The organism is Streptomyces ipomoeae 91-03 (genome assembly GCF_000317595.1).
GTDB classification, from domain to species: Bacteria; Actinomycetota; Actinomycetes; order Streptomycetales; family Streptomycetaceae; genus Streptomyces; species Streptomyces ipomoeae.
Map to the genome: position 1 here is coordinate 1 of NZ_AEJC01000192.1, position 11,053 is coordinate 11,053.

Sequence of the window (11,053 nt, forward strand, 5' to 3'; positions counted from 1 at the left end):
CCCTCGAAGCGTCCGGGGCGCCCCGCGAAGCTCCGGGACGCCATGCGAAGCTCCGGGGCGCCCCGCGAAGCCTCCCCACATCCTCGGAAGCCCTCCCATGTTCCCGGCGCTCCGGAAGAAGAACCCCGCGTCAGGAGAAGAACCCCGCGTCAGAAGAAAACGCCGCAGCGCAACAGCACATTCGCGTACGGCCGCGCCTCCCCGGTCCGTACGACCAGCCGCGCCCCCTCCGACAGCTCCTTCAGCTTCTCGTGGGAGACCAGCTCCAGCTCGGCGAACCGGCCCTGGAGCAGCGCCGCCGCCTCGGGATTCGCCTCGCGGACCTCGTACGCGGCGGTCGCGCCCTCGACCACGAGTTCGTCGAGCAGCCCGTCCAGCACCTCGGCGAAGGACGGCACCCCGGCCCGGAAGGCGAGGTCGACCACGCGCGGCCCCTCCGGCACCGGCATCCCGGCGTCGCACACCAGCACCCCGTGCCCATGCCCCAACTCGGCGAGCGCACCGGCCAGATGGCGGTTGAGTATCCCGGCCCGTTTCACTCGAACTCGCCTCGCACAGTGTCTCCGGTCACTTCGGCCGACCTGTTTTCCCGGCCGGGGGTCCGGGGGTCGTCCCCCGGGAAAACACGGCACAGGGCCGCCACCTCCTCGGCGGTGGGGAAGGACGCCTGGGCCCCGGCCCTGGTGACGGCGGCGGCCCCGACCCGGGCCGCGTACCGGGCGGCCTTGGCCGGCTCCACGCCGGCGCCCAGCTTCCACGCCAGCGCCGCGGTGAACGCGTCCCCGGCGCCGGTGGTGTCCACGGCGTCCACCTTCACGGCGGCCACCCGCGCACTGCCCTCGGCGGTGGCGACCAGCGCGCCCTCCGCGCCCAGCGTCACGACCACCGAACGCGGCCCGAGCGCCAGCAGCGCCCGCGCCCAGTCCTCGGGGGAGCCCGCCAGTTCACCCCCGACGATGACCTTCGCCTCGTGCTCGTTGACGATCAGCGGATCGCACGCGGCCAGCACCTCTTCCGGCAACTCCCGCGGCGGCGACGGGTTCAGCACGAACCGGGTGCCCTCCGGCAGCCGCCGTACGACCTCCACGACCGTCTCCAACGGGATCTCCAGCTGCGCCGAGACGACCCGGGAGGCCCGCAGGAGCGCGTCGGCCGCCCGGACGTCCTCGGGGGTCAGCCTCCCGTTGGCGCCGGGCGACACGACGATGCTGTTGTCCCCCGAGGGGTCCACCGTGATCAGGGCGACCCCGGTGGGCGCCCCGCCGACCAGCACCCCCGCCGTGTCGACCCCCGCGTCCCGCTGCGAGTCGAGCAGCAGCCGGCCGTTGCCGTCGTCGCCGACCCGCGCGAGCAGCGCCGTACGCGCCCCGAGCCGGGCCGCCGCCACCGCCTGGTTGGCGCCCTTGCCGCCCGGGTGCACGGCCAGATCGGAGCCGAGCACCGTCTCACCGGCCCCCGGTCGGCGCTCGACACCGATCACCAGGTCGGCGTTGGCCGATCCCACGACCAGGAGGTCGTAGTCGTACATGAACCATCTCCCTGTACAGGTGGGTTGAGCCGCCCGCCGACCGGTCTCGCCGAGGGCGGAGAGTCGTTGTGTGCCGCCCGCCGGTCGGTCGCTCCGCCGGGCGGAAAGCAGCGGCGGCCGGACGGGTCTGTCGTCTCCCCGCCCGGCCACCGCATCCTGTCAGCCGCTGAACTCGTCCACGTTCTTCGCCGTGACCACCTTCACCGGCACCTTCACCGTCTTCTCGACACCCTTGCCCTCGGCGGCCCTGAGCGCGTTCCGGACCGCGATCCGGCCCAGTTCGGTCGGCTGCTGGGCGACCGACGCGTACAGCGTGCCGTTCTTCACGGCCTTCAGCCCGTCGGGCGTGCCGTCGAAGCCGATGACGGCGACGGACGTGCCGGCCTTGTCGCCGAGTGCCTTGACGGCGCCGAGGGCCATCTCGTCGTTCTCGGCGAAGACACCGTCGATGTCGGGGTGGGCCTGGAGCAGGTTCGTCATCACGTCGAGGCCCTTGGTGCGGTCGAAGTCGGCGGGCTGCTCGGCGACCACCTCGATCCCGGGATAGGCCTTGAGCCCTTCCGCGAAGCCCGCGCCGCGCTCCCGGCTCGCCGAGGTACCGGCCAGCCCTTGCAGGATGACGATCTTGCCCTTGCCGCCCAGCTTGTCGGCCAGCGCCCTGGCGCCCAGCTTGCCGCCCTCGACGTTGTCGGAGGCCACGAGCGCGGCGGTCTCCGCCTTGTTGACGCCCCGGTCGACGCCCACGACGGGGATGTCGGCCTTGTTGGCGGCGCGCACGGAGGGGCCCGCCGCGTCGGAGTCCACCGGGTTGACGATGATCGAGTCGACGCCCTCGCTGGTGAAGTTCTGCAGCTGGTTGGCCTGCTGCGAGGCGTCGTTCTGCGCGTCGGTGACGGTGAGGTCCACGCCGAGCTTCTTCGCCTCCTCCTGGGCACCGTCCTTGATCTGCACGAAGAAGGGGTTGTTCAGGGTCGACAGGGACAGCCCCAGCTTCTGGCCGGCCGCCGCCGACGAACCGCCGTGCAGGAACGTCGTCGCGCCCACGACCGCCGCCGCGACCACCGCGGCCAGCACATACGTCACCGCCTGCTTGCGCCGGTCGGCCGAGCCCCCGGCACCGGCCGCCACCGGGGTCGCCCCGGCCTTCCGGCGGACCGTGTCCAGCAGCACCGCCAGCGCGATGACGACACCGATGACGACCTGCTGCCAGAAGGCCGACACCGACAGCAGGTTCAGCCCGTTCCGCAGCACCGCCAGGATCAGCGCGCCGATCAGCGTCCCCGAGGCCTTGCCCGTACCACCGGCCAGCGAGGCACCGCCGATGACGACCGCCGCGATCGCGTCCAGCTCATAGCCCTGTGCGGCCTGCGGCTGCGCGGAGGACAGCCGGGAGGCGAGCACGATGCCGGCCGCGGCGGCGAACAGCCCGGACAGCGCGTAGATCGCCAGCTTCTGCCGCTTCACCCGGAGCCCGGACAGCCGCGCGGCCTCCTCGTTGCCGCCGATCGCGTACATGGAACGCCCGATGTACGTCCGCCCGAGGATCACCGCCGTGATCAGCCCCATCACGACCATCACCAGGACCGGCACCGGCAGCCAGCCGCCCAGCGTGTCACCGAGGTGCGAGACCGAGTCCGGGAACGGGATCGGACTGCCCTGCGAGATCACCAGCGACAGTCCCCGTCCCACGGACAGCATGGCGAGCGTCGCGATGAACGGCGGGAGCTTCCCGTACGAGATCAGGGCGCCGTTGACGAGACCGCAGGCGAGGCCGGTGGCGATCGCCAGGATCACGGCTGTCCAGACCGGCACGCCCTCCGAAGTGGCGCTCCAGGCGAGGACGGTGGCCGACAGCGCCGCCACCGAGCCGACGGACAGGTCGATGCCCGCCGAGACGATCACGAAGGTGACACCGAAGGCGAGGATGGCGGTCACGGCCGCCTGGACGCCGATGTTGAGCAGATTGTCGGTCGTCAGGAAGTCGCCGGAGAGCACCGACATCGCGATGACGAGGGCGATGAGCGCGGTGAGCGCCCCGTTGTCGAGCAGGAGCCGGCGAAGCCCCGAGGCGCCACTCGCGCCCGTCGTGCTCTTGAGCGTGTCAGCGGCCACGGGGGGCCTCCACTTCGGTAGCGGGTTCAACTGTGGTGGTGGGGGCGGAGACGGCGAGGGCCATCACCGCGTCCTGGGTGGCGTCGGCGGCGTGCAGCTCGCCCGCGATCCGCCCCTGGGCCATGACCAGCACCCGGTCGCTCATGCCGAGCACCTCGGGCAGATCACTGGAGATCATGAGAACGGCGGCACCTTGAGCGGTGAGTTCATTGATCAGCTCATAGATCTCGACCTTCGCGCCGACGTCGATGCCGCGCGTGGGCTCGTCGAGGATCAGCACCCTGGTGTCGGCCAGCAGCCACTTGCCGATGACGACCTTCTGCTGGTTGCCACCGGAGAGGGTGCGTACGTGCTGGTGCAGCCCGGCCATCCGGACCCCGAGCTGTTCGGCGACCCGGGCGGCGTCGGCCCGCTGCCCCTTGAGGTCCACGAACCCGCCTTTGGTGGCGCCCCGCAGGGTGACCAGCCCCAGGTTCTCCTCGACGGAGGCGTCCAGCACCAGCCCCTGACCCTTGCGGTCCTCGGGCACGAGCCCGATCCCGGCCGCCATCGCCGCGTTGACGTCGTCCTTGGGCACCGGGGCGCCCCCGACCTTCACGGCGCCCTTGTCGTACGGATCGGCGCCGAAGACGGCCCGCACGACCTCCGTACGACCGGCCCCCACGAGCCCCGCGATGCCGACGACCTCACCGGCCCGCACCTCGAAGCTCACGTCATGGAAGACACCGTCCCTGGTCAGCCCCTCGACGACGAGCAACGCCTCCCCGGCGTCCGGCTGCCGCCGCGGATACTGCTGCTCGATCGACCGCCCCACCATCAGCCGTACGAGCTCGTCCTCGGGCGTGGAGGCGGGCACCTGTCCGACACTCTTCCCGTCCCGGATGACGGTGACCCGGTCCCCCAGGGCGGCGATCTCCTCCAGGTGATGGGTGATGAAGACGATCCCGACGCCGTCCTCACGCAGCCTGCGCACGATGGCGAAGAGCTTGTCGACCTCCTCGGTCGTCAGCACGGCGGTCGGCTCGTCCATGATGAGCACGCGCGCGTTCAGGCTGAGCGCCTTGGCGATCTCGACCATCTGAAGCCGCGCGATACCGAGTTCACGCACACGCGCGCGTGGGGACACCTGCACGCCGACCCGCTCCAGCAGTTCGGCGGCGTCGGCCTCCATCCGCTTCCGGTCGATCATCCCGAAGCGACGGGGCTGCCGCCCCAGGAAGATGTTCTCGGCGACCGTGAGGTCGGGCACGAGGTTGAACTCCTGGTAGATGGTGGCGATCCCGAGGCGCTCGGAGTCCTGCGCCCCGTGGATGGTCACCTCCCGGCCATCGACGAAGACGCGCCCGGCGTCGGGCCGATAGGCCCCGGAGAGCATCTTGATCAGCGTGCTCTTGCCCGCGCCGTTCTCACCGAGCAGTACGTGCACCTCGCCCCGGCGCAGATCGAAGTCGACGCCGTCCAGCGCGACCACGCCCGGGAAGGTTTTCCGTATGCCCTCGATGCGCAGCAACTCGTCCGCGTTGCTCACGACTGGCTCCTGTTCTGTGCGGGGTCCTCGCCGCAGGAGCGGCGTACGACGAGACGGGCGGGGAGGGCGACGGAGGCGGGGGGCCGCCCCTCGATGCGGTCGATCAGGGCCCGTACGGCGGCCCGCCCCAGCTCACCCGTGGGCTGGGCGATCGCGGTGATCGGCGGATCGGTGTGCACGAACCAGGGGATGTCGTCGAACGCGGCCAGACCGACGTCCTCCGGAACGCGCATTCCACGCGCGCGTACGGCGTCCAGCGCGCCGAGAGCCATCAGGTTGTCGGCGGCGAACACGACCTCGGGCGGCTCGGCGAGCGACAGGAACCCCTCAGTCACCCGACGCCCACTCTCGGCCTGGAAGTCGCCCTGCCCTGTGTAGGCGTCCGGGAGCGGAATCCCGTACTCGGCGAGGGCATCCCGGAAGGCCTCGACCCGCTCCCGCCCGGTGGTGGTCGCCGCCGGTCCCGCGATGATCGCGAGCCGCCGATGCCCGAGCCCGTACAGATGCGCCACGAGATCCCGTACGGCACCCCGCCCGTCCGCCCGCACCACCGGCACGTCCACACCAGGGATCCACCGGTCCACGAACACCATCGGAGTGCCCGAGCGGGCGGCGTCCAGCACGAGCGGGGACCCGCCGTCGGTGGGGGACACGAGAAGCCCATCGATCCGCCGATCGAGGAGGTTCCGCACATGGTGATCCTGAAGCTCGGGCCGCTCGTCGGCGTTCCCGATGATCACGCTGTACCCCAGCGCCCGAGCCGCCTCCTCCACGGACCGCGCCAGCTCCGTGAAGTAAGGGTTCATCACGTCGCTGATCACAAGGCCGAGGGTGTGGGTCTGATCGGTGCGCAGCGAGCGGGCGACGGCGTTGGGGCGGTACTCCAGCGCTGCCACGGCGGCCAGCACACGCGTGCGTGCGTCCTCACTGACCGACGGATGGTCGTTCAGGACGCGCGACACCGTGGCGACGGAGACCCCCGCCTCGGCAGCGACATCCTTGATGCTGGCCATCGCCGCTCCACCTCCTCGTGGAACTCGTGCAGCCCGTGAAGACTGCGTGGAATCGATTACATCGACCTCTGCAGGGAGGATTGGAATCGATTACACACCGCTTATCAAGCCCCGAGACCAGATCGTGACGAGGTCGGACCACGCCTGCGGTCACACGGCGTGCGCGCGCGAGCGCGGCCTGTCGTGCGGCGTACGGGCGCGTCCTGCTGACGGCGGGCCGGTGAGGGCCCGTTCTTATGGGCCTCTTAGATGTGATTTCTCGTGTGAAGCGGATTTTCCAGGAAAAGGGAACCGCCCCGGGCGGTATTGCGCCGGGGCGGTTTGCTGTCACTTTCCTGTCGCTCAGACGCGCAGGTTCTTCAGCGTGAACCAGAAATAGGTGGAGGAGTCCGAGGGGGCGGCGGCCTTGTCGTAGTACTTCTGGTTTGCCGTGGTGCGGTTGGCGCAGTCGGCCACGGTGTATCCCCAGACCTCGACCTGGGCGCCGTTGCTGACGAGTGCCCTGGTGTCGTTCCACGCACCCGGTGTGACCCGGAAACACTGCTGCACACCGCCACCGGCGACCCCGATGGTGCGGACGTCCGATGGCACGTTCACCTGCAGATAGTGCTTGCCCGGGTGGCCGGGCGCGTCGGCCTGGGCGGGGGCCGCGATGGCGCCGGTCACGGCGGCGGCCAGGCAAAGGGCGCCGACGGCGCGTAAGGCGGAGGCTTTCCGTGCGGGCTTTCCGAATCGCATTCAGGAGCTCCTTCAAAAGTTTCTCACTGGGAGCCGACCTTGTGTGGGGGGCGGCCTTTTCATCTTACCATGGAGGAAATGGACAACCGCATTCCAGATGATGCTTGAAGTGTAAAGTTCGGTCTCTTCTTGTGATTGAAAGGTGAAGAAGGATTACCCTGTGGTTTTACTGAGCGGTCGCTTTCGAGCAGGTCGCGTACGCCGACTCGCTCCCGTTGTCCGACCCGGGCGGTACCGTCGGATCATGGTCAGTCGGGAGGGGCAGACGGGGCGGTCGGGCGCGGGGGAGCGGCACCTGGCCGTGCTCGAAGGTGTCCTGGAGCGGATCACCTACGCCAACGAGGACAACGGCTACACGGTCGCGCGCGTGGACACCGGCCGGGGCGGCGGCGACCTGCTGACCGTCGTCGGCGCGCTGCTCGGCGCGCAGGTGGGGGAGTCGCTGCGGATGGAGGGGCGTTGGGGGTCCCATCCGCAGTACGGCAAGCAGTTCACCGTCGAGAACTACACGACGGTCCTCCCGGCCACCGTCCAGGGCATCCGCCGCTACCTCGGCTCGGGCCTCGTCAAGGGCATCGGCCCGGTCTTCGCCGACCGCATCACCCAGCACTTCGGCCTGGACACCCTGAAGATCATCGAGGAGGAGCCCAAGCGGCTCATCGAGGTCCCGGGCCTCGGCCCCAAGCGCACCAAGAAGATCGCCGACGCCTGGGAGGAGCAGAAGGCGATCAAGGAGGTCATGCTCTTCCTCCAGACGGTCGAGGTGTCGACGTCCATCGCCGTGCGCATCTACAAGAAGTACGGCGACGCCTCGATCTCCGTCGTGAAGAACCAGCCGTACCGGCTGGCAGCCGACGTCTGGGGCATCGGCTTCCTCACCGCCGACAAGATCGCCCAGTCCGTCGGCATACCGCACGACAGCCCGGAGCGCGTCAAGGCGGGCCTCCAGTACGCCCTTTCGCAGGCCACCGACCAGGGCAACTGCTACCTCCCGGAGGAGAGGCTGATCGCCGACGCGGTCAAGCTCCTCCAGGTCGACACGGGCCTGGTCATCGAGTGCCTGGCGGAACTGGCCCAGCCGGACGAGGACTCCGGCGAACCCGGTGTCGTACGGGAGAAGGTGCCCGGTGAGCACGGTGAGCCGGTCACCGCGATCTACCTCGTCCCGTTCCACCGCGCCGAACTCTCCCTGTCCGCCCAGCTGTTGCGTCTCCTGCGCACCGACGAGGACCGGATGCCCGGCTTCCGGGACGTGGCCTGGGACAGGGCGCTGGCGTGGCTCAAGGGGCGTACGGGCGCGGAGTTGGCGCCGGAGCAGGAGGCGGCCGTACGCCTCGCGCTCACCGAGAAGGTGGCCGTGCTCACCGGCGGCCCGGGCTGCGGCAAGTCCTTCACGGTCCGGTCCATCGTCGAGCTGGCCCGCGCCAAGAAGGCCAAGGTGGTCCTCGCCGCCCCGACCGGCCGCGCCGCCAAGCGCCTCGCCGAGCTGACCGGGGCCGAGGCCTCCACCGTCCACCGGCTGCTGGAGCTGAAGCCGGGCGGCGACGCGGCGTACGACCGGGACCGCCCGCTGGACGCGGACCTGGTGGTCGTCGACGAGGCGTCCATGCTGGACCTGCTGCTCGCCAACAAGCTGGTGAAGGCGGTGCCTCCGGGGGCGCATCTGCTGTTCGTCGGGGACGTCGACCAGCTGCCCAGCGTCGGCGCCGGCGAGGTGCTGCGCGATCTGCTGGCCGACGGCAGCCCGGTCCCGGCGGTCCGCCTCACCAAGGTCTTCCGGCAGGCCCAGCAGTCCGGCGTCGTCACCAACGCGCACCGGATCAACTCCGGGCACCACCCGGTCACCGACGGCATGAAGGACTTCTTCCTCTTCGTCGAGGACGACACGGAGGAGGCCGGACGGCTCACCGTGGACGTGGCGGCACGGCGGATTCCGGCCAAGTTCGGGCTCGACCCCCGGCGCGACATCCAGGTGCTCGCGCCGATGCACCGGGGCCCGGCCGGCGCGGGCAACCTCAACGGTCTGCTCCAGCAGGCCATCACCCCGGCGCGCCCCGATCTGCCCGAGAAGCGGTTCGGCGGCCGGGTCTTCCGCGTCGGCGACAAGGTCACCCAGATTCGCAACAATTATGAGAAGGGCGAGAACGGCGTCTTCAACGGCACCGTCGGCGTCGTCACCGCTCTCGACCCCGTTGACCAGCGGTTGACGGTGCTCACGGACGAGGACGAGGAGGTGGCGTACGAGTTCGACGAACTGGACGAGCTGGCGCACGCCTACGCGGTCACGATCCACCGGTCCCAGGGCAGCGAGTACCCCGCCGTGGTGATCCCGGTGACCACCGGGGCCTGGATGATGCTCCAGCGCAACCTCCTCTACACGGCCGTCACCCGGGCGAAGAAGCTGGTCGTCCTGGTGGGCTCCCGCAAGGCCATAGGCCAGGCGGTGCGCACGGTCTCCGCGGGCCGGCGCTGCACGGCCCTGGACTTCCGGCTCGCGCCACGGGCCCTGTGACCGCAGGATCACCAAGTGAGGCCCCAGACCGCAGGATCACCGGGTCGGGCATCGGACCGAAGGATCTCCCAAGGGGTCCCGAACGGCCCGAAGGATCTGCGGAACGGACCTCTCGTGAGGCCTTGGTGGCGCGTGAGTGAAATTTGATCGATCAAACGAGTCGGAAAGGTCACACAGCCCTTCCAGATGTCGGACGGAAGGGGCAGGATGAGCAAGTTGGCGGCACTCAGTGCCGCCGACGGGCCCGATGGTCGACCCCGAGTGCACTCTCCTGAGCCAATTGGGGGAAGGTAGAGACAGTCAGGGCACCTCGAAGATGAGGCACTACGTCGGTGAGGGAAGACGTGAGCGACAACTCTGTAGTACTGCGGTACGGCGACGGCGAGTACACCTACCCGGTGATCGACAGCACCGTCGGCGACAAGGGCTTCGACATCGGGAAGCTCCGGGCCCATACCGGTCTGGTCACCCTGGACAGCGGTTACGGGAACACCGCCGCCTATAAATCCGCCATCACGTATCTGGACGGCGAGGCGGGCATCCTCCGCTACCGCGGCTACCCGATCGAGCAGCTGGCCGAGCGCTCCACCTTCCTGGAGGTCGCCTACCTGCTGATCAACGGCGAGCTGCCGACCGTCGACGAGCTCTCCAGCTTCAAGAACGACATCACCCAGCACACGCTGCTGCACGAGGATGTCAAGAACTTCTACCGGGGCTTCCCCCGGGACGCCCACCCGATGGCGATGCTGTCCTCCGTGGTCAGCGCCCTGTCGACGTTCTACCAGGACAGCCACAACCCGTTCGACGAGCGGCAGCGCAATCTCTCCACGATCCGCCTGCTCGCCAAGCTTCCGACGATCGCGGCGTACGCGTACAAGAAGTCGATCGGCCACCCGTTCGTCTACCCGCGCAACGACCTCGGTTACGTCGAGAACTTCCTGCGCATGACCTTCTCGGTCCCCGCGCAGGAGTACGAGCTCGACCCGGTCGTCGTCTCCGCCCTCGACAAGCTGCTCATCCTGCACGCGGACCACGAGCAGAACTGTTCGACCTCCACGGTCCGCCTGGTCGGCTCCTCGCAGGCGAACATGTTCGCCTCGATCTCGGCCGGTATCTCCGCGCTCTGGGGCCCGCTGCACGGCGGCGCCAACCAGTCCGTGCTGGAGATGCTGGAGGGCATCCGCGACGCCGGCGGCGACGTCGACTCCTTCATCCGCAAGGTGAAGAACAAGGAGGACGGCGTCCGTCTGATGGGCTTCGGCCACCGGGTCTACAAGAACTTCGACCCGCGCGCCAAGATCATCAAGGCTGCCGCGCACGACGTCCTCTCGGCCCTCGGCAAGTCCGACGAGCTGCTGGACATCGCGCTGAAGCTGGAGGAGCACGCGCTCTCCGACGACTACTTCGTCTCGCGCAGCCTCTACCCGAACGTGGACTTCTACACGGGTCTGATCTACCGCGCCATGGGCTTCCCGACCGAGATGTTCACGGTCCTCTTCGCCCTCGGCCGCCTTCCGGGCTGGATCGCCCAGTGGCACGAGATGATCAAGGAGCCGGGGTCCCGCATCGGTCGGCCCCGTCAGATCTACACCGGTGTTGTGGAGCGCGACTTCGTTCCGGTC

At 69.5% G+C, this 11,053-nt stretch carries 8 protein-coding genes; 2 read left to right on the forward strand and 6 right to left on the reverse strand.

Translation table 11 applies throughout. From position 1 onward, the window contains the following. Positions 1-149: 149 nt before the first annotated feature. From rbsD to STRIP9103_RS12890, 6 genes are all read right to left on the reverse strand, one after another. Entirely contained in the window at positions 150-539 is a 390-nt protein-coding gene (gene rbsD / locus STRIP9103_RS12865) for a D-ribose pyranase (protein ID WP_009309472.1), read from the reverse strand. Beyond that, entirely contained in the window at positions 536-1,528 is a 993-nt protein-coding gene (locus STRIP9103_RS12870) for a ribokinase (RefSeq protein WP_009309469.1), read from the reverse strand. The genes rbsD and STRIP9103_RS12870 overlap by 4 nt, the downstream gene beginning before the upstream one ends. A gap of 159 nt (positions 1,529-1,687) precedes the next feature. Then, positions 1,688-3,640, reverse strand: a complete 1,953-nt coding sequence (locus STRIP9103_RS12875; protein ID WP_009309467.1) for an ABC transporter permease/substrate-binding protein — start codon at positions 3,638-3,640, stop codon at positions 1,688-1,690. Continuing rightward, positions 3,630-5,168, reverse strand: coding sequence for a sugar ABC transporter ATP-binding protein (locus tag STRIP9103_RS12880; protein ID WP_009309471.1), 1,539 nt, complete (start codon positions 5,166-5,168; stop codon positions 3,630-3,632). The genes STRIP9103_RS12875 and STRIP9103_RS12880 overlap by 11 nt, the downstream gene beginning before the upstream one ends. Next, the gene (locus STRIP9103_RS12885; RefSeq protein WP_009309465.1) at positions 5,165-6,181 is read right to left on the reverse strand and encodes a LacI family DNA-binding transcriptional regulator; all 1,017 of its coding nucleotides are present in this window, start codon (positions 6,179-6,181) and stop codon (positions 5,165-5,167) included. The genes STRIP9103_RS12880 and STRIP9103_RS12885 overlap by 4 nt, the downstream gene beginning before the upstream one ends. Before the next feature lie 342 nt (positions 6,182-6,523). Further along, positions 6,524-6,919 (reverse strand): hypothetical protein, encoded by a 396-nt coding sequence (locus STRIP9103_RS12890; RefSeq protein ID WP_009309468.1) that lies wholly within the window; start codon positions 6,917-6,919, stop codon positions 6,524-6,526. 244 nt (positions 6,920-7,163) lie between these two features. Here STRIP9103_RS12890 and recD2 point away from each other — a divergent pair, with 244 nt between their 5' ends. Beyond that, the gene (gene recD2 / locus STRIP9103_RS12895; protein WP_048820188.1) at positions 7,164-9,431 is read left to right on the forward strand and encodes an SF1B family DNA helicase RecD2; all 2,268 of its coding nucleotides are present in this window, start codon (positions 7,164-7,166) and stop codon (positions 9,429-9,431) included. A 344-nt stretch (positions 9,432-9,775) separates the two neighbouring features. Next, positions 9,776-11,053: citrate synthase (locus STRIP9103_RS12900; RefSeq protein ID WP_048820189.1), on the forward strand; the 1,278-nt coding region annotated here is incomplete at its 3' end.